We start from the raw sequence: 18,913 nt of genomic DNA on the forward strand, positions 1-18,913 counted from the left end.
GATGACTACTCCCCAAGACGATGATTTGAATATCGTACGCAACCGCACCTTCGACCAGATCGCCATCGGCGACACGGCCAGCATCACGCGCACCCTGAGCATGGACGATATCGCCCTGTTCGCGGTGATGTCGGGCGATGACAACCCGCAGCACCTCGATACGGAATTTGCCGCCGCCACCCGCTACCAAGGCGTGATCGCGCACGGCATGTGGGGCGCGTCCCTCATTTCCGCCGTGCTGGGCACGCGCCTGCCCGGTGCCGGCACCGTCTACACGGGCCAGACCCTGCGCTTTTTGCAGCCCGTGCGCGTGGGCGATACCCTGGCCATCAGCGTCACCGTCACGGCGCTGGAACCGCGCAGCCGCCACGTGACCCTGGCTTGTCGCTGTGTCAACCAGCATGGCGCCGTGGTGCTTGAGGGCGAGGCGCAAGTGATCGCGCCCGCCGAGCAGATCGAACGGGCGCGCGCCACCTTGCCCGAAGTACGCCTGCATAACGGCGACGGCACGCGGCGTCTGCTCGAGCATGCGCGCACCCTGGGCCCGATCAGGGTGGCCGTGATCCATCCTTGCGATGAACTGAGCCTGTCCGGCGCGCTTGACGCCTATGCGGCCGGCCTGATCACCCCCGTGCTGGTGGCGCCGCGCGCGCGCCTGGAAGCGGTGGCGGCCGAAGCGGGCCTGAGCCTGGAAGGCATCGCCATCGACGACGTCGAACATAGCCATGCGGCCGCTGCGCGCGGCGCCGAACTGGCGGGCAAGGGCGAAGTGGAAGCCTTGATGAAGGGCAGCCTGCACACGGATGAACTGATGTCGGCCGTGCTGTCGGCCAGCGCAGGCCTGCGCACCAAGCGCCGCATCAGCCACTGTTTCCTGATGCAGACACCCGCGTATCCGCGCCCCTTCATCATCACTGACGCGGCCATCAATATCGCGCCGAACTTGGCGATGAAGGCCGACATCGTGCGCAACGCCATCGACCTGGCGCACGTGATCGGCGTGGCCTGCCCGCGCGTGGCCATCCTGGCCGCCGTGGAAACGGTGAATGCGGACATGCCGGCCACCCTGGACGCGGCCGCCCTGTGCAAGATGGCCGACCGTGGCCAGATCACGGGCGCCATCCTCGACGGTCCGCTGGCTTTCGATAACGCCGTGTCGATCGCCGCCGCCACCGTCAAGGGCATCGTCTCGGAAGTGGCGGGCCGCGCCGATATCCTGCTGGTGCCCGACCTGGAAAGCGGCAATATGCTGGCCAAGCAGCTCGAATACATGGGCGACGCGGACAGCGCCGGCATCGTGCTGGGCGCGAAAATCCCCGTCATCCTCACCAGCCGCGCCGACTCGCGCGCCAGCCGCATCGCCTCGTGCGCCATCGCCGTGATGCTGGCCAACCATTACCGGAGCACGCCGCCATGAGCGCGCCAATTACCCATGCCGATGGCACCCTGATCCTCGTGCTCAATTGCGGTTCGTCGAGCATCAAGTTCGCCCTGTTCGAGCAGACGGGCGGCGTGCTGCCGCAGCAGGCGCAATGGAGCGGCAAGGTCGAAGGCATCGGCCGCGAAAACGCCGCCTACCGCGCCGGCGGCCTGCCGGCCGTCGCTCTGCAGCTCGATCCGCAGCAGCCTCATCACGCGGCGCTCGAATACATCCGCGCACAAGTGGTGGCGCAGCTGGACGGGCGTCCCTTGCGCGCCGTGGCGCACCGCGTGGTGCATGGTGGCAGCAAGTATTTCGCGCCCGTGCGCATCGATTTCAAAGTGCTGGCCGACCTGAAAAGTTATGTGCCGCTCGCGCCCCTGCACCAGCCGTTCGCGCTCGAGGCGATCGAGGTGCTGCTCGAATCGCGGCCCGACATCGCCCAGGTGGCGTGCTTCGACACGGCCTTTCACCACACGGTGCCGCAGGTCGAGCAGATGCTGGCCCTGCCTTACGACGCGTGGGAGCGGGGCTTGCGCCGCTACGGTTTCCACGGTCTGTCGTACGAATACCAGTCGCTGGTGCTGGAGCAGCGCTTCGGCGCCGTCGCGCGCGGCAAGGTCATCGTGGCCCATCTGGGTAGCGGCGCCAGCCTGTGCGCGATGGACAATTTGCACAGCGTGGCCACCACCATGGGCTTTTCCGCGTTGGACGGCCTGATGATGGGCACGCGCTGCGGTTCGCTCGATCCGGGCGCCGTGATCTATCTGATGGAGATCGAAAAACTGTCGCTGGAAAAAGTGGCGCACGTGCTGTACCACGAGTCGGGCTTGCTGGGCGTATCGGGCGTGTCGGCCGACCCGCCGGTCTTGCTGGCGCAGCAGGACCGGCAGGATGCCACGGGCGAGCGCATCCGCGCCGCGCTGGCTTTATATATCCGCCGCATCGTGCGCGAGATCGGCGCCCTGACGGCCGTGCTCGGTGGACTGGACATGCTGGTGTTTACGGCCGGTATCGGCGAGCACAGCGCCGAGCTGCGCCTGCGCATCTGCGACGAGCTGGGGTTTATCGGCCCAGTACTCGACGGGGAGGCCAATGCGCGTAACGCCAGCCGTATCTCCACCGATGCCAGCCGCATCGTCGTGGGCGTGGAGCCGGCCAACGAGGAATGGGTGGCTGCCCGCCACGCGGCGCTGGCCGTGGGCACATGAGGATATGAGACCTGCATCGCACCCAATGGGAAATTTGCTGATTTGCACATATTTTCCGTTGAGTGCGCTAACGCACTGTGTGGTTTGCCCGTTATCTTTACTATGAAGTCATGCCATTGCGCTACATCAAGAAACAGCGCGATGCCTGGCAAATTTTGAACATTTTGCCCGCCTTTAGTAAGAATAAAATTAAACCATATTGAAAGGTCTCATCATGAACAAATTACTCGCCACCCTGATCGCTACCCTGTTTGCCACCGCTGCCATCGCGCAAACGGCGCCAGCTACCCCAGCCGTTGCCAGCGCCCAGGCGTCTGCGCAGCATGACATCAACAAGGCCGCCAACAAGGAAGCCAAAGTCGATGCCAAGGCTGACGCCAACGTCGCCAAGGCCGAAATGAAGGCCGACGAAAAGAAAGCCGACGCCCAGCACAAGGCAAATAAAACCAAGGCCAAGGCCCACGACAAAGTGGTCGACGCCGATCCGGAAGACAAGATGAAGGCGCAAGCCAAGGCTGACAAAGCTGCCGCCAAGGCCGATGCGAAAGCGCACAAGGCCAGCGTGAATGCGGACGCCAAAGTGGCCAAGGAAAAAGTGGAAGCGAACCAGGATAAAGCCATCGCCGCCACCAAAACGGAAGAAGCCAAGGCCAAGGCCGACGCTGAAGTCAAGGCCGCCGCCGCCAAGTAATGCACCGTTTGCAGGCTTCGGCCTGCAAGCCCACAAGACAGCTTCGGCTGTCTTTTTTTTCGTCCGCCACTTTTCCTTGGTACCGCTTGTCAGTCTTGATCTCGCGCAAGTGCTCCTCTTTTCGCCGTGCCATAGTGAATTGGCACATAGACGAAGGAGACATCATGAGCACCGCTAAAACGAAAAAATCGCCGGCCACCGGTTTGGCCGAAGACATGCCTGCCATGCCGGTCGAGGGCGATGTGCAGGCCGATGCCCGGGCGGCGGATGCCATGCCGGGGCCGCGCCTGGGCGTGTCGTACGCGGACCAGGCGGCGCTCGCCCAGGGCGCGGCCGCCGTGAATGCCGGCGACATGCCGGGCGGCGGCATGCAGCAGCCATCGCAGGGCATGGCGGGCGCCAGTTGCATGCAGGTGGGCGTTGGCGGTGGCATGGGAGGCGATGGTAGCGGCATGGGCGGCGGCGGTGATGGAGGGCAGGGGGGCGGCACCCCGCAGAAGCGCACCTGCGCCACGATGGACGTGCATCGCCGCCTGCTCACCGAAGATCCGTCGTACGCGAACGTGCGCGCGGATATTGAAAACCTGGCGGGGCTCTACGAGGGCGACGGCAGCATTGCCGGGCGTTCCGGCGTGACGCACATTCCGGTGGTGGTGCATGTGGTGTGGAATACGGCCGAGCAGAATATCTCGGATGCGCAGATCGCCAGCCAGATCGATGTGCTCAATCGCGACTTCCGGCGCGTCAATCCCGATGTCAACAGCACGCCGGCGCCATTCCTGCCGTTGACGGCCGATGCGCGCGTGGAGTTCGCGCTGGCCACGACCGATCCGCATGGCGCGGCCACCAGCGGCATCGAGCGGCGCCAGACGACGGTGGCCTCGTTTGGCGCGGACGATGCGGTCAAGTCGCAGGCGACGGGCGGCATGGATGCCTGGCCGGCCGACAGCTACCTGAATATCTGGGTGTGCCAGTTGGGCGGCGGCTTGCTCGGTTACGCGCAGTTTCCCGGCGGCCCGGTCGCCACCGATGGCGTGGTGATCCTGCAATCGGCCTTTGGCACGACCGGCACGGCGGCGCCGCCGTTCCACCTGGGGCGCACGGCCACGCATGAAATCGGCCACTGGCTGAATTTGAATCATATCTGGGGCGACGACGGCACCGGCTGCTCGGGCACGGACAACGTGGCCGATACGCCGAACCAGGGCGGGCCGAACATGGGCCAGCCTTCGTTTCCCCAGGTGTCGTGCAGTAACGGGCCGAATGGCGACATGTTCATGAACTACATGGATTACGTCGACGATCCCGCCATGTTCATGTTCACGGCAGGCCAGGTGGCGCGCATGCAGGCTTGCCTCGATGGCCCGCGCGCCAGCATCGGCACGGGGGGCGCAGGAACGGGCGCCACGCCGCGCCAGAGCTCCTCTCCCGTCGTGGCCTGGGGGGCAAGCCGCCTCGATGTCTTCGTCGTTGGCACGGACCGCGCGCTTTACCACAAGGCCTGGAATGGCACGGCCTGGGCGCCGTCCGTCAGCGGCTATGAAGGGCAGGGCGGCATCTGTACCAGTGCGCCGCAGGTGGTGTCGTGGGGGCCGAACCGGCTCGACGTGTTCGTCACGGGCACCGACAGCGGCTTGTTCCATCAGTGGTGGAACGGCACGGCCTGGGGACCGTCGCTGACGGGCTATGAAGCGATGGGCGGCCTGTGCGTGGGCGACCCGCGCGCCGTCGCCTGGGGGCCGAACCGCCTCGACGTGTTTGTCGTCGGCACGGACCGCGGCCTGTATCACAAATGGTGGAACGGATCCGCCTGGGGGCCGTCGCTGATCGGTTACGAAGCCATGGGCGGCATCTGCCTGGGCCAGCCGGAAGCCGTGGCGTGGGGGCCGAACCGCCTCGATATCTTCGTCGTCGGCATGGACCGGGCCCTGTACCACAAGTGGTGGGACGGCACGGCCTGGGGACCGTCGCTGACGGGCTATGAACGCCTGGGCGGCATCTGCACCTCGTCGCCGAAGGCCGTGGCGTGGGGGCCGGACCGTCTCGACGTCTTCGTTACGGGCACCGATGGCGCGCTGTACCATAAATGGTGGGACGGCGCGAAATGGGGACCGTCCATCGACGGCTTCGAGCGCCTGGGCGGTATCTGCGTGGGCGAGGTGGAAGCCCTGTCGTGGGCACCCGACCGGCTCGACCTGTTCGTCATCGGCACGGACAGCGCCCTGTATCACAAGGCCTGGAATGGCACGGCCTGGTCGCCTTCCCTGACGGGCTTTGACAACCTGGGCGGCGTGTGTACTTCGCGTCCGCGCGCCACGGCCTGGGCGCCGGACCGCCTCGACGTGTTTGTCACGGGCACGAATGGCGCGCTGTTCCACAAGGCGTGGAACGGCACGGCCTGGTCGCCCTCCGTGAGCGGCTATGAAAACCTGGGCGGCATGGTATCGTGCTTCTGAGGGAGGGATCGCCATGCACGGCATGACAACGGCACTGCCCAGCGGCAGCTGGACGCACTCGTTCGAGGAGGATGCGGACGGCATCGAGGTGTACCGGCCCACCGCCACGTTCGCGTTCCCGCCCAGCCGCAAGGGACGCAAGGTGCTGGAATTCGGCGTGCCCGCCGGCGCCATGGCGCAAGGGGCGGCGACCTTGACGCCGATGGCGCCCGGCCCCGACGACCGGCCCCGCGCCGGCCCCGTGACCCGGCTCGTACCCCTGGGCATGGGCCGCTATGCACTCGGTGACGGCGCCGGGGCGCATGACGTGATCGATATCGTTGAAGCGACGCCCGACGTGCTGCGCCTGTCGCGGCGCTAAGCCTGGCCGCGCAGCTTGTGCGCAAGCGCCGTGCGGTTGCCCACGTCCAGCTTCTGATAGATCGCATGCAGCTGGTTGCGCACGGTGGCCGGCGACTTACCCAGTTCCCTGGCGATGCTTTTGTAGGGCAAGCCTTCGGCCGCCATGGCCGCGACCAGCCGCTCGGCCGGGGTCAAACGCTGCATGGCCGCCTGCCTGAAACGTTGTTTCTCATCGCTGTTCTCCTGTCCGTGGGCGGCATGCCGGTGGCATGCCTGCAGGGATAACGGGGAAGCGAGGTGTATCTGCAAAACTATCTGTAAAACTATTTTTCCTGCTGCGATAGGCGAAAAAAAAGACAGGCGAACCTGTCTTTTCGTGTGGCGCGATGCCGGTCAGCCGATGGCCGCCATCGACACCGGTTTCAGCTTGGCCGCCAGCGCCTTGCCCTTCTTGGCGCGCTTGCCAAAGTGGTCGGCCAGGGCCGTGGCGCCCAGCGACGCATCCTGCGGTTTCGAGGCCCGGCCGATGCCGGAGACGACCACGCCGCGCTGGGTGATCGGCTGCACGGCCAGTAGCTTGTCCTTGGCATCGAGGTCGATCAGCTTGACGCCGGTGCCGCCCTTGGACAGGGTTTTCATTTCATCGAGGCCGAACACCAGCAGGCGCGCGCCTTCCGTCAGGCAGGCCAGGGCGCTGGCCGCCTCGGCGATCACTTTCGGTTCGAGCGGCACGTCGCCGCCGTCCAGGGTGATGAAGGCCTTGCCGCCTTTCAGGCGGCTGACCATGTCGCCCGCCTTGGCGATGAAGCCGTAGCCGGCGCTCGACGCCAGCAGCAGGTTGGTGGCGCCATTGCCCGCAAAGTAGTGCAAGATGCGCACGGCGTTGCCCGGGGTGCCGCCGCTCAGGTCGCACAAGGTCGTGATCGGCACGCCGTCGCCACGTGCGTTGGGTAGCGCCGAGACGGGAACCGAGTAAATCTTGCCGTTGTTGCCAAAGCCCAGCAGGGTGTCGACCGTGCGGCATTCGAAGGCGCCATGCAGGCTGTCGCCCGCCTTGAACGTGAATTGCGCCGCGTCGTGGCCGATGCCGGTACGCGCGCGCACCCAGCCTTTTTCCGAAATGATGACGGTGACCGGTTCATCGACCACCTTCTGTTCCGCCACGGCTTTCTGCGCTTCCTCGATCAGGGTGCGGCGCGCGTCGCCGAACTGCTTGGCATCCGCTTCGATTTCGCGGATGATGGCGCGCTTCATCGAGCCCGGGTTGTCGAGCAGGTCTTGCAGGGACTTTTCTTCCTTGCGTAGCTCGGCCAGTTCCTGCTGGATCTTGATCGTTTCCAGGCGCGCCAGCTGGCGCAAACGGATTTCCAGGATGTCGTCGGCCTGGCGCTCGGACAGATTGAACGCGTCGATCAGGGCCGCCTTCGGTTCATCCGAATTGCGGATGATCTGGATCACCTTGTCGATATTGAGCAGGATCGCTTCGCGCCCTTCCAGGATATGGATGCGGTCCTTGACCTTGCCCAGTTTGTAGCCGGTGCGGCGCGTGACGGTCTCGAAGCGGAAGTCGATCCACTCGCGCAGGATGTCGCCCAGGCCTTTCTGGCGTGGACGGCCGTCGCCGCCTATCATCACCAGGTTGATCGAGGTCGACGATTCCAGCGACGTATGCGCCAGCAGCATCAGCATGAATTCCGTCTGGTCCTGATTCTTCGACTTCGGCTCGAACACGAGGCGCACGGGGGCGGCACGACCCGATTCGTCGCGGATGGTGTCGAGCGAATTGAGGATCAGTGCTTTCAATGCCACCTGGTCCGGCGACAGCGCCTTCTTGCCCAGCTTGATCTTCGGATTTGTCAGCTCCTCGATTTCTTCCAGCACTTTTTGCGAGGAAGTACCGGGCGGCAGTTCTGTCACGACGGCTTGCCACTGGCCGCGCGCCAGCTCTTCGATCTTCCAGCGCGCGCGCACCTTCATGCTGCCACGGCCGCTCGCGTACATGTCCTGGATCTGCGATGGAGGCGTGATGATCTGGCCGCCGCCGGGGAAGTCGGGGCCGGGAATGATGGCCATCAGCTCGGCGTGCGTCATCTTCGGATCGCGGATCATGGCGACAGCCGCTTTCGCCACTTCCGCCAGATTGTGCGACGGGATTTCCGTCGCCAGGCCCACGGCGATGCCGGAGGCGCCGTTCAGCAGCACCATTGGCAGGCGGGCCGGCAGCAGCTTCGGTTCTTCCGTCGAACCGTCGTAGTTGGGCTGGAAGTCCACCGTGCCCATGCCGATTTCATCCATCAGCAGTTTGGCGATCGGCGTCAGACGCGCTTCCGTGTAACGCATGGCCGCCGCGCCGTCGCCGTCGCGCGAGCCGAAGTTGCCCTGGCCATCGATCAGCGGGTAGCGCAGCGAGAAATCCTGCGCCATGCGCACCAGCGCGTCGTACACGGACTGGTCGCCGTGAGGATGCAATTTACCGAGCACGTCGCCGACAACGGCCGCCGATTTGCGCGGCTTCGCCGTGGAGTTCAGGCCCAGCTCATTCATCGCATACAGGATGCGGCGCTGCACGGGCTTCTGGCCGTCGCACACGTCGGGCAGGGCGCGGCCCTTGACGACGGAGATGGCGTAATCGAGATAGGCGCGCTCGGCAAAGGTGGACAGGGTCAGCGCTTCGCCGTCGAATACCGGTTCATCCGGCTCGATCGGCTCAGGCTGGGCATCGTCAAATAAATTGGTTTGTGTGGACATGGCGCTTGTTTCGGTGTTGAGTGGTTGCGGTTGAATTCGTGGGGCTGATTATGACAGCCGGGATTTGGAAAAGGACTTGCCGTACGTCAGATACATATAGCGCAAGGTCAGATACAGCACGGCCAGGGCCAGTTCGACGCTGTGATGCATCATCGGCATGGCGCGGATGGCCGGGGCGTGGCCGGCCAGCACGACGCTGGCGAGGGACGGCACCAGCACCACCGGCCAGATCGTCTTCCATTTGAAATCGGTGGGGGAAAACAGCAAGCCGGCGCACGACCAGGCATACAGCGCGGCGCCGACGAGGGCGGCCGGCAACTGCTGCACATACAGCAAGGACAGCAAGCCCGCGCAGCCGAACAGCCATGCGGCGCGCAGGCGGGGCAAGAGCGCTTCGGGGAAGCCGCAATCGCCATACAGGCCGGTGGCGCAGCGCAGGGCCAGCGCCGCCAGGCAAAACATCAGCGGCATGGCATCGCCGATGGCCAGCGCCGCCTGGCCTTTGCCGCTCATGAACATGGCCGCGAACAGCGACAGGCCCAGGCACAGGAGCAGCAGCATGCCATGCAGCAGTTGGCGGTTCATCGCATACGCGAGCAGGGCCGACGCGCATAAGCCGGCCGCGGTAACGAGGCGCATGGTGTCGCTGTGCTCGGGCAGGAACAGCAGCAAGGCCAGTACGAGGTAGGGCGCGATCCAGCCCAGTTGCCGCAAGCCGGGCCGCTGCCACAGCACAGGCAGGCGTTCCTGCAGCGCTTCCTGCAGCGAGTCGAGCCGCGCGAACAGGGGCGCCGGCCAGCGCAAGGCATGCATGGCCAGCAGGGAAAAGGCCAGCGCCTGGAAGCCCAGCAGGCTGGCATAGGCCGCCGTGTCGCCGAGCTTGAAGCCGGCCGCATCGAGCACGCCCGCGAGCATGAAGTGCAGCACGAAACCGAGGCCGCCCGAGGCCAACGCCGTCTGCTTGAAGTAGCGCTTCGCATGGACGGCGTGTTCCCACCGTTCGAACAGGTCCGTATCGAGTTTGTAAGCGAGCATCTCGCCGTGCTGCCAACGTATCGTGTGCAGCAGTTCACGCAGCTGCAGCGTAAATTTTTGGTCGAACAGCTGGCGCGCGTAGGCGCTTGGCGGCTGTTGCGACATGATGCAGTCCAGGCCCGGGTAGCTGTCGCGGTTGTCGCTGAAATGGGCGAATGAGCGGTCGGCCCGGTAGCGCTGCACGGCAGCGCGCACCAGATCTCCATGGCTGCGCGCCAGGTAGGAAAAATCGCGGTCCCAGCCCAGCTGCTCGAACAGGGCCTGGCGCAGCGCCAGGTCATAGCCGGCGCTGGCGCAGTAGCGCAGCGCGCACAGCTCGAATTCCTCGCGCACGTCGAGGTTGAGCATGGCGTCGTCCTGCAGGATGCCGGCCACTACCTCGCTGGCATCCGCATGCCGCGACTGCTCCAGGAATGCCTGCCACAGGCTGGCCGCTTCCTGTGCCGGATCGATGGCGACCACGCCCCATAGTTCCGGCGGCGGTGCGGGCTCCAGGGCAATGACGCCCCACAGTTCTGCAGGCGGCTCCTGCGCTTCCTGCGCGGGTTCGTCGATCACGCCCCACAGCTCGGCCGCTTCCATGGGCGGCGCTTCTGGCGCTTGCGCCTCTACCGTTTTGGCCTCGGCCGCTTGCGCTTCCGGGAATTCCTCTGTAAACAGGTGCGCATGGCGCAGCGCGTATTCATAGGCGTCGCGCAGCTCCTGGAAGGCGGCCGGATCGTCGTCGGGACGCGTCACCTTCAGGCGCTTTGCATACGCGCGCTTGAGGGTGCGCTCGTCGCCCGTCGGCTCCGTGCCCAGGATTGCCCACAGGCTGCGCTGTCCGTTGTCCATGCCGCCGTCCATTTACAGGAAGCTCTCGCTCTCGACCCGGCGCAGCACCTCGTCGAGCGCCTGGCGCGCCTTGCGGATGGTGTTCGGGTCCTGCGTTTCCAGCGCGGCCTGGAAATTGGCCGTGTGCGCAGCCAGATACTGGCGCACGTCGCCCAGCGACTGTTCGTACAGCCGGTCGGCGCGCGTGACCAGGGTGCGGTTTTCCAGCTGCTCGCGTGGGTGGATCTTCAGGTCGGCCAGTTCCGCAAAGCGCTGCTCGATCTGTTCCGGCGTCATCACGCCCGCGTTGTCGCTGATGATCATCTTGTGGCGTTCCTGCGTGGCCAGCACCGTCACTTCCGCTTCCAGCACGCCGCTGATATCATAGGTGAAGCGCACGTCGATGCCGATCTCGCCCGCTTTTTTCGCGGGTATCGGGAAGCTGATCTTGCCGAGGAAGACGTTGTCGGCCACCAGGCGCGATTCGCCCTGGAAGATCGCCACGTTGATTTCCTTCTGGTTGTCGTAGATGGTGGTGATGTTTTCCGTGCGCGAGACGGGCACCACGGAATTGCGCTCGATGATGGGCAGGTAATGCCCGCCTTCATACTGGTTCGCGCCGACCTGGCGCGAAATGGAAATGCCCAGCGAGTATGGCGCCACGTCCGTCATGACCACTTCGTCGAGGGCCGCGTCGCGCATTTTCAGGCCCGCCTGCACGGCGGCGCCCAGCGCCACAGCTTCGTCCGGGTCCAGGTGGATGGCGGGGAAGCGGCCGAACATGCGCGACACGAGTTTGCGCACCAGCGGCATGCGCGTGGCGCCGCCGGCCAGCACCACTTCATTCAATTCCGCGGCGCGGATGGTGGCGTCGCGCAGCGCCCGTTCCACTGGCAGGCGCAGGCGGGCCAGCAGGGGCTCGCACAATTGCGCCAGCTTGTCTTCGCCGATCTCCCAGCTGTATTCCTTGTCCTGGTAGCGCGTAGCCATGCGCACGGACGGCTGGTCCGACAGCAGGCGCTTGACGCGCTCGGCCTCATCGCGCAGCTGCTGCTGCTGGCGCGGGTCGAGCAGGCGGCTGCCGACGGCGTCGCGCAGGCCGCTGCCGTCCAGGAAGGCGTCGACCAGCACGGTAACGAAGTCTTCGCCGCCGAGGAAATTGTCACCGGCTGATGCGCGCACCTCCATCACGCCTTCGAACAGCTCCAGGATCGACACGTCGAACGTGCCGCCGCCCAGGTCGAAGACGAGGAATTTGCTTTCCTGTTCCTTGTCGCGGATGCCGTAGGCCAGCGCGGCGGCCGTCGGCTCGTTCAGCAACCGCTCCACGCGCAAGCCCGCCAGCTGGCCGGCGATGCGGGTGGCTTTGCGCTGCGCGTCGCTGAAATACGCGGGCACGGTGATGATGGCTTCCTCGACCTTGTGGCCGAGGAAGGCTTCGGCATCTTCCTTCAGCGCGCGCAGCACCATCGACGACAGTTCTTCCGGACGGAATTGCTGCGTGCCGAGGGTGATCTTCTTTTCGCTGCCCATGTAGCGCTTGAAGACGGCCGCCGTCAGTTGCGGGTGCGTCTGCAGGCGCTCGCGCGCGGCGCGGCCCACGAGCACGGTGCCGTCGTCATCGATGCTCACGCATGATGGCGTCAGGTGCTCGCCGAGCGCATTCGGGATGATGGAAGCCTTGCCGTCGCGCCAGATGGCGACCAGGCTGTTGGTGGTGCCCAGGTCGATGCCGATGATCATCAGATATCCGCCTCCGCCTCATTGCCGTGTTCTTCGATCCAGGCGCGGCGTCCTGCCGCTTCGCCCTTGCCCATCAACATATTGAAGCGCGAGGCCGAAGCCATGTGGTCGACTTCACCGAGCGTGACGGGCAGCAAACGGCGCGTGTCCGGGTTCATCGTCGTTTCCCACAGCTGCTCGGCGTTCATCTCGCCCAGGCCCTTGAAGCGCGAGATCGACCAGGCGCCCTGTTTCACGCCTTCCTTGCGCAGCTTGTCTTCGATGGCCACCAGTTCGCCGTCGTCGAGCGCGTAGATTTTCTGGATCGGCTTCTTGCCGCGCGCGGGCGCGTCGACCCGGTACAAAGGCGGGCGGGCGATGCAGATGTGGCCCTTGTTGATCAGGGCGGGGAAGTGCTTGAAGAATAAGGTCAGCAGCAGTACCTGGATGTGCGAGCCATCCACGTCCGCATCGGACAGGATGCAGATTTTGCCGTAGCGCAGGCCGGACAGGTCGGGTGTATCGCCCACGTTGTGCGGGTCGACGCCGATGGCCACGGCGATATCGTGGATCTCGTTATTGGCAAACAGGCGGTCGCGGTCGGTCTCCCACGAGTTCAGCACCTTGCCGCGCAGGGGCAGAATCGCCTGGAATTCCTTGTCGCGGCCCATCTTGGCCGAACCGCCCGCCGAGTCGCCCTCGACGAGGAACAGTTCATTGCGCGCGATGTCCGACGATTCGCAGTCGGTCAGCTTGCCGGGCAGGACGGCGACGCCCGAGGATTTTTTCTTTTCCACTTTTTGCAGCGAGCGCTGGCGCGACTGCGCCTGCTTGATCACCAGCTCGGCCAGCTTCTTGCCGTAGTCGACGTGCTGGTTCAGCCACAGTTCCAGCGGCGGCTTGGTGAAGGTCGAGACAAGGCGCACGGCGTCGCGCGAGTTCAGGCGTTCCTTGATCTGGCCCTGGAATTGCGGGTCCAGCACTTTTGCCGACAGCACGAACGAGGCGCGCGCGAACACGTCTTCCGGCAGCAGCTTCACGCCTTTCGGCAGCAGCGAGTGCATTTCGACGAAGTTTTTCACGGCGCCGAACAGGCCGTCGCGCAAGCCCGATTCGTGCGTGCCGCCATTCGAGGTGGGGATGAGGTTGACGTACGATTCGCGCACGATGGCGCCTTCTTCCGTCCACGCCACCACCCACGCCGCGCCTTCGCCTTCGGCAAAGCCTTCCGAGTCCGGACCCGCGTATTGCGCGCCTTCGAACAGGGGAATCAGGGTTTCGCCATTCGATACCTGCGCCAGCGTTTCGGTCAGGTAGCCGCGCAAGCCTTCCGCGTACTGCCACGTCTGCGTGTCGCCCGTTTTCGCGTTGGTGAGGGTGACGGTGACGCCCGGCAGCAGTACGGCTTTCGAGCGCAGCAGGCGTTGCAGCTCCGTTTGCGAGATGTTCGGCGAATCAAAATATTTTGCATCGGGCCAGGCCGTAACGCGCGTGCCGGACTTCTTGCCGTCGCGCGGGGCGGGGCGGGAATTCAATGGCTCGATCACGTCGCCATTCGCAAACACCATGTGGTGCAAGCCGTTGCCGTCGCTTTCCTTGCGCCAGACGGTGATTTCCAGGCGCGTCGACAGCGCATTGGTAACGGACACGCCGACGCCGTGCAGACCGCCCGAGAACGCGTAGGCGCCGCCCGAACCCTTGTCGAACTTGCCGCCCGCGTGCAGCCGTGTAAACACGATTTCCACGGTCGGCACGCCTTCTTCCGGGTGCAGGCCGACGGGAATGCCGCGGCCATTGTCTTCGACGGTGATGCTGCCATCCGTGTTTTGCGTGACGGCGATATGCGTGCAATGACCGCCCAGCGCCTCGTCGGAGGCATTGTCGATCACTTCCTGAATGATGTGCAGCGGATTTTCAGTGCGGGTGTACATCCCCGGGCGCTGCTTGACGGGTTCCAGTCCTTTCAGGACACGGATGGATGATTCGCTGTAGTCGGATGCTGGTTTTTTAGTGGCCATACGTGTTCAAGCTAAGTAAAGACAGTGGTTGGAACGCCAGGCCAAGGCACTGCGGGCGCAATGACAGCGGCGGCGATAACTGTATGAATATACAGTATATCCCGTCCAGCGTCACTGGGGGAGGGCAGTGCGGCAGGCCAGGCGTCCTTGTGCGGACGCTCGCGCATTCTATCTTGTCCCGCGAGCAATAGCGCTACTCCAGGGCAACAACAGTGCGCCTCAGGCGTGGTTTTACGCCAATTGTGCTGGATTTTATGCGGTAAAGCCCCCGTTTTTACATCTTGTTTACATGCGCCTCCCCAGTCTTTACGAATTTTTTAGACCCTTTTGGCTAATCTGCTCACTATCAAAACAAACCTGTATGAGGGTGGGAATGGATCTCGTGTATCTCGGCTTGATTGCCGTGTTTTTCGTCCTGGCGGCCGGCTTCGCCGTCGCCTGCGACAAATTAGGGAGCGTCAAATGAACGCGTTTTATGTGCTGGGCGCCGTCGTCTCGGCTGGTTTGCTCGTCTACCTGCTGGTGGCGCTGCTGAAGGCGGAGGAACTGTGATGACGACGCAATCGATACTGTTATTGGTGGCTTTCCTGGCCGTGCTGCTGGCCGCCGGCTATCCGCTGGGCCTGTACATGGCCAAGGTGGCCGGCGATGCGCCCGTGCGCGGCCTGGGCTGGCTGCAAAAGCTGGAAAACCTGCTGTACCGCTGGTCCGGCCTGCCCGTCGACAAGGCCATGGGCTGGAAAAGCTATGCCATCGCCCTGATCGTCTTCAATACCGTGGGCGCCGTCTTCGTCTACGGCCTGCAGCGCCTGCAGGGCTTTTTACCGTTGAATCCACAGGGCCTGGGCGCCGTCAGCCCCGATTCCTCGTTCAATACCACCGTCAGCTTCGTCGCCAATACCAACTGGCAGGGCTACGGCGGCGAACAGACCATGAGCTACCTGACCCAGATGCTGGGCATGGCATGCCAGAACTTCTTTTCGGCTGCCACCGGCATCGCCGTGATCTTCGCGCTGGTGCGCGGCTTCGCCTCGCGCTCGGGCAAATCGATCGGCAATTTCTGGGTCGACCTCGTGCGCTCGACCCTGTACGTCCTGCTGCCGCTGTCGCTGGCCCTGTCCGTCGTCTTCATGGGCGAAGGCATGATCCAGAATTTTTCCGCCTACAAGGAAGTGACCCTGCTCGACCACGTGGCGTATGAAACGCCGAAGGTGACAGCCGACGGCCAGCCCGTGCTGGATGCGGCCGGCAAGCCCGTGATGGAAGCGCAAGTGGCTGCGACGCAGACGATCGCCATGGGCCCCGTCGCGTCGCAGGAATCGATCAAGCTGCTGGGCACGAATGGCGGCGGCTTCTTCAACGCCAATTCTTCGCATCCGTATGAAAACCCGACCGTGCTGTCGAACTTCCTGCAGATGCTGGCCATCTTCATCATTCCCGCCGGCCTGTGCTTCACCTTCGGCCGCATGGTGGGCGACCTGCGCCAGGGCTGGGCCGTGCTGGCCGCCATGACACTGATCTTCGTCCTCATGACGGCCGGCGTGATGAGCGCCGAGCAGCAAGCCAATCCATCCTTGCAAGCGCTGGGCGTGGACCAGCAGGCCAGCAGCCTGCAATCGGGCGGCAATATGGAAGGCAAGGAAACGCGCTTCGGCATCAGCTCCTCGACCCTGTTCGCGGCGGTGACGACGGCCGCATCGTGCGGCGCCGTCAATTCCATGCACGACTCGTACATGCCTTTGGGCGGCATGGTGCCGCTGCTGCTGATGCAGTTCGGCGAAGTGATTTTCGGCGGCGTGGGCACGGGCCTGTACGGCATGCTGATGTTCGCCATCCTGGCCGTCTTCATCGCCGGCCTGATGATAGGCCGCACGCCTGAATACCTGGGCAAGAAAATCCAGGCCTATGAAATGAAGATGGTCTCGCTGGCCATCCTGATCACGCCAGCCCTGGTGCTGACGGGCACGGCGATCGCCGTGATGGTCGAACCGGGCAAGATCGGCGTGGCCAACCCGGGCGCGCATGGTTTTTCCGAAATCCTGTACGCGTTCACGTCGGCCGCCAACAACAACGGCAGCGCGTTTGCCGGCCTGTCCGCCAACACGCCGTTCTACAACGTGATGCTGGCGATCGCCATGTGGTTCGGCCGCTTCGGCGTGATCGTGCCCGTGCTGGCGGTGGCCGGTTCGCTGGCGGCCAAGCAGCGCCTGTCGGCCAATGCCGGCACCATGCCCACGCACGGCCCCATGTTCATCGGCCTGCTGATCGGCGTCGTCGTGCTCGTCGGTGTATTGAATTACGTTCCCGCGCTGGCCCTGGGCCCGATCGTCGAACACTTGCAACTTTTCATCAAATAAGAGGCTACCATGTCACGCACAAGCCTGACTTTGTTCGATTCCGCACTGATCGGCCCCGCCGTCGTCGATGCGTTCAAAAAACTCGACCCGCGCACGCAGTGGCGCAGCCCCGTGATGTTCGTCGTCTACGTGGGCAGCATCATCACGACCCTGCTGGCGACCCAGGCCGGGATCAGCGGCGGCCAGGGCGAAGCGCCATTCGGCTTCATCGTCGCCGTTGCCGTGTGGCTGTGGTTTACCGTGCTGTTCGCGAACTTCGCCGAAGCGCTGGCCGAAGGCCGCAGCAAGGCGCAGGCGGCCTCGCTGCGCGCCCTGAAGCAAACGGTGATGGCAAAGAAAATGCAAACGCCGAAATACGGCACTTCCTGGCTGCCCACGCCGGCCACCGACCTGCGCAAGGGCATGACGGTGCTGGTCGAAGCCGGCGACGTGATTCCCGCCGACGGCGAAGTGACGGCCGGCGTGGCTTCCGTCGATGAAAGCGCCATTACGGGCGAATCGGCGCCAGTCATCCGCGAGTCGGGCGGCGACTTTTCCGCCGTGACGGGCGGCACCCGCGTGCTGTCGGACTGGCTGCTGGTGCGTGTCTCCGTCAACCCCGGTGAAGCCTTCATCGACCGCATGATCGCCATGGTTGAAGGCGCCAAGCGCCAGAAGACGCCGAACGAGATCGCCCTGACGATTCTGCTCGTGGCCCTGTCGATCGTCTTCCTGATCGTCACCGTGACCCTGCTGCCGTACTCGCTGTTTTCCGTGGCGGCGGCCGGCAGTGGCACGCCCGTGACGATCACGGTGCTGATCGCGCTGCTCGTCTGCTTGATTCCGACCACCATCGGCGGTTTGTTGTCCGCCATCGGCGTGGCAGGCATGAGCCGCATGATGCAGGCCAATGTGATCGCCACGTCGGGCCGCGCCGTGGAAGCGGCCGGCGACGTGGACGTGCTGCTGCTCGATAAAACGGGCACCATCACCCTGGGCAACCGCCAGGCGTCGAGCTTTGTGCCTGCGCCCGGCGTGACGGAGCAGCAGCTGGCCGACGCGGCGCAGCTGGCCTCGCTGGCCGATGAAACGCCGGAAGGGCGCAGCATCGTCGTGCTGGCCAAGCAGAAGTTCAACATCCGCGAACGCGAAATGGCCAGCCTGCACGCTACCTTCGTGCCCTTCACGGCGCAAACGCGCATGAGCGGCGTCGATATCGCGGGCGAACAGCAGGTGCGCCAGTTGCGCAAGGGCGCGGCCGATTCCATGAAAAAGTATGTGGAAGTGCTGGGCCAACCGTATCCCGATGAAGTGGCGCGTGCCGTCGACGACATCGCGCGCCGCGGCAGCACGCCGCTGGTGGTGGTCGACGATGGCCGTGTCATGGGCGCTGTGGAGCTGAAAGATATCGTCAAGGGCGGCATCAAGGAGCGCTTCGCGGAATTGCGCCGCATGGGCATCAAGACCGTCATGATCACGGGCGACAACAAGCTGACGGCTGCCGCGATTGCGGCCGAGGCGGGCGTGGATGATTTCCTCGCCGAAGCGACGCCGGAAGACAAGCTGAAACTGATCCGCAGCTACCAGTCCGAAGGCCGCCTGGTGGCGATGACGGGCGACGGCACCAACGATGCCCCGGCGCTGGCACAGGCCGACGTGGCCGTGGCCATGAATTCGGGCACGCAGGCGGCCAAGGAAGCGGGCAATATGGTCGACCTCGATTCAAATCCGACCAAGCTGCTGGAAATCGTTGAAATCGGCAAGCAGATGCTGATGACGCGCGGCTCGCTGACGACGTTCTCGATTTCGAACGACATCGCCAAGTACTTCGCCATCATCCCGGCCGCCTTCGTGGGCACCTATCCGCAACTGAAGGCGCTGGACATCATGCACCTGGCCAGCCCCGCCTCGGCCATCATGTCGGCCGTGATCTTCAATGCGCTGATCATCGTCGTGCTGATTCCGCTGGCCCTGAAAGGCGTGCAATATCGGGCCATCGGCGCGGCCAGCCTGTTGCGCCGCAATCTGCTGATCTACGGCCTGGGCGGCATCGTCCTGCCCTTCATCGGGATCAAGCTGATCGACATGCTGCTGTCCGCACTCAATTTAGTCTAAAGGAAC

13 protein-coding genes are annotated in these 18,913 nt (G+C 64.5%); 8 read left to right on the plus strand and 5 right to left on the minus strand.

Annotated features, from left to right (window positions below; genetic code table 11):
- The first annotated feature begins 1 nt into the window (after window position 1).
- From ACQ4WO_RS00900 to ACQ4WO_RS00920, 5 genes are all read left to right on the plus strand, one after another.
- On the plus strand, window positions 2-1,417 hold the full coding sequence (locus ACQ4WO_RS00900; RefSeq protein ID WP_436479856.1) for a bifunctional enoyl-CoA hydratase/phosphate acetyltransferase: 1,416 nt from the start codon (window positions 2-4) through the stop codon (window positions 1,415-1,417).
- The gene (locus ACQ4WO_RS00905) at window positions 1,414-2,631 is read left to right on the plus strand and encodes an acetate/propionate family kinase (RefSeq protein ID WP_436479857.1); all 1,218 of its coding nucleotides are present in this window, start codon (window positions 1,414-1,416) and stop codon (window positions 2,629-2,631) included. Before ACQ4WO_RS00900 ends, ACQ4WO_RS00905 begins: the two co-directional genes overlap by 4 nt.
- A 214-nt stretch (window positions 2,632-2,845) precedes the next feature.
- Window positions 2,846-3,322, plus strand: coding sequence for a hypothetical protein (locus tag ACQ4WO_RS00910; RefSeq protein ID WP_128141883.1), 477 nt, complete (start codon window positions 2,846-2,848; stop codon window positions 3,320-3,322).
- Window positions 3,323-3,486: 164 nt separating this feature from the next.
- Window positions 3,487-5,778 (plus strand): DUF8189 domain-containing protein, encoded by a 2,292-nt coding sequence (locus ACQ4WO_RS00915; RefSeq protein WP_436479858.1) that lies wholly within the window; start codon window positions 3,487-3,489, stop codon window positions 5,776-5,778.
- Between the two features lie 13 nt (window positions 5,779-5,791).
- Window positions 5,792-6,139: a hypothetical protein gene (locus tag ACQ4WO_RS00920; RefSeq protein WP_436479859.1), complete on the plus strand. Its 348-nt coding sequence runs from the start codon at window positions 5,792-5,794 to the stop codon at window positions 6,137-6,139.
- Here ACQ4WO_RS00920 and ACQ4WO_RS00925 read toward each other — a convergent pair.
- The 5 genes from ACQ4WO_RS00925 to ACQ4WO_RS00945 form a co-directional block, all read right to left on the minus strand.
- Window positions 6,136-6,324, minus strand: coding sequence for a helix-turn-helix domain-containing protein (locus ACQ4WO_RS00925; RefSeq protein ID WP_072455022.1), 189 nt, complete (start codon window positions 6,322-6,324; stop codon window positions 6,136-6,138). The genes ACQ4WO_RS00920 and ACQ4WO_RS00925 overlap by 4 nt on opposite strands.
- A gap of 189 nt (window positions 6,325-6,513) precedes the next feature.
- Window positions 6,514-8,868: a DNA topoisomerase IV subunit A gene (gene parC / locus ACQ4WO_RS00930; RefSeq protein WP_436479860.1), complete on the minus strand. Its 2,355-nt coding sequence runs from the start codon at window positions 8,866-8,868 to the stop codon at window positions 6,514-6,516.
- A gap of 48 nt (window positions 8,869-8,916) precedes the next feature.
- Complete coding sequence (locus ACQ4WO_RS00935) at window positions 8,917-10,737, minus strand: J domain-containing protein (protein ID WP_436479861.1); 1,821 nt, start codon at window positions 10,735-10,737, stop codon at window positions 8,917-8,919.
- 12 nt (window positions 10,738-10,749) lie between these two features.
- On the minus strand, window positions 10,750-12,459 hold the full coding sequence (locus ACQ4WO_RS00940) for a molecular chaperone HscC (RefSeq protein WP_436479862.1): 1,710 nt from the start codon (window positions 12,457-12,459) through the stop codon (window positions 10,750-10,752).
- Window positions 12,459-14,456 (minus strand): DNA topoisomerase IV subunit B, encoded by a 1,998-nt coding sequence (locus ACQ4WO_RS00945; RefSeq protein ID WP_436479863.1) that lies wholly within the window; start codon window positions 14,454-14,456, stop codon window positions 12,459-12,461. The genes ACQ4WO_RS00940 and ACQ4WO_RS00945 overlap by 1 nt, the downstream gene beginning before the upstream one ends.
- A gap of 462 nt (window positions 14,457-14,918) precedes the next feature.
- Between ACQ4WO_RS00945 and kdpF the strand changes: the two genes are divergently transcribed.
- From kdpF to kdpB, 3 genes are read left to right on the plus strand one after another with little or no spacing between them, the layout of a single operon-like run.
- Complete coding sequence (gene kdpF / locus ACQ4WO_RS00950) at window positions 14,919-15,008, plus strand: K(+)-transporting ATPase subunit F (RefSeq protein ID WP_034746483.1); 90 nt, start codon at window positions 14,919-14,921, stop codon at window positions 15,006-15,008.
- Entirely contained in the window at window positions 15,008-16,813 is a 1,806-nt protein-coding gene (kdpA, locus tag ACQ4WO_RS00955; RefSeq protein WP_436479864.1) for a potassium-transporting ATPase subunit KdpA, read from the plus strand. Before kdpF ends, kdpA begins: the two co-directional genes overlap by 1 nt.
- 9 nt (window positions 16,814-16,822) lie before the next feature.
- Window positions 16,823-18,907, plus strand: coding sequence for a potassium-transporting ATPase subunit KdpB (kdpB, locus tag ACQ4WO_RS00960; protein ID WP_436479865.1), 2,085 nt, complete (start codon window positions 16,823-16,825; stop codon window positions 18,905-18,907).
- Window positions 18,908-18,913 lie beyond the last annotated feature (6 nt).

This window comes from Janthinobacterium aestuarii (assembly GCF_051380835.1).
GTDB classification, from domain to species: Bacteria; Pseudomonadota; Gammaproteobacteria; order Burkholderiales; family Burkholderiaceae_D; genus Janthinobacterium; species Janthinobacterium aestuarii.

Excerpts from the sequence above, each read along its gene's own strand:
- ACQ4WO_RS00900 (WP_436479856.1), top strand. The coding sequence starts at position 2 with ATGACTACTCCCCAAGACGATGATTTGAATATCGTACGCAACCGCACC.
- ACQ4WO_RS00905 (WP_436479857.1), top strand. The coding sequence starts at position 1,414 with ATGAGCGCGCCAATTACCCATGCCGATGGCACCCTGATCCTCGTGCTC.
- ACQ4WO_RS00910 (WP_128141883.1), top strand. The coding sequence starts at position 2,846 with ATGAACAAATTACTCGCCACCCTGATCGCTACCCTGTTTGCCACCGCT.
- ACQ4WO_RS00915 (WP_436479858.1), top strand. The coding sequence starts at position 3,487 with ATGAGCACCGCTAAAACGAAAAAATCGCCGGCCACCGGTTTGGCCGAA.
- ACQ4WO_RS00920 (WP_436479859.1), top strand. The coding sequence starts at position 5,792 with ATGCACGGCATGACAACGGCACTGCCCAGCGGCAGCTGGACGCACTCG.
- ACQ4WO_RS00925 (WP_072455022.1), bottom strand. The coding sequence starts at position 6,324 with ATGCAGCGTTTGACCCCGGCCGAGCGGCTGGTCGCGGCCATGGCGGCC.
- parC (WP_436479860.1), bottom strand. The coding sequence starts at position 8,868 with ATGTCCACACAAACCAATTTATTTGACGATGCCCAGCCTGAGCCGATC.
- ACQ4WO_RS00935 (WP_436479861.1), bottom strand. The coding sequence starts at position 10,737 with ATGGACAACGGACAGCGCAGCCTGTGGGCAATCCTGGGCACGGAGCCG.
- ACQ4WO_RS00940 (WP_436479862.1), bottom strand. The coding sequence starts at position 12,459 with ATGATCATCGGCATCGACCTGGGCACCACCAACAGCCTGGTCGCCATC.
- ACQ4WO_RS00945 (WP_436479863.1), bottom strand. The coding sequence starts at position 14,456 with ATGGCCACTAAAAAACCAGCATCCGACTACAGCGAATCATCCATCCGT.
- kdpF (WP_034746483.1), top strand. The coding sequence starts at position 14,919 with ATGAACGCGTTTTATGTGCTGGGCGCCGTCGTCTCGGCTGGTTTGCTC.
- kdpA (WP_436479864.1), top strand. The coding sequence starts at position 15,008 with ATGACGACGCAATCGATACTGTTATTGGTGGCTTTCCTGGCCGTGCTG.
- kdpB (WP_436479865.1), top strand. The coding sequence starts at position 16,823 with ATGTCACGCACAAGCCTGACTTTGTTCGATTCCGCACTGATCGGCCCC.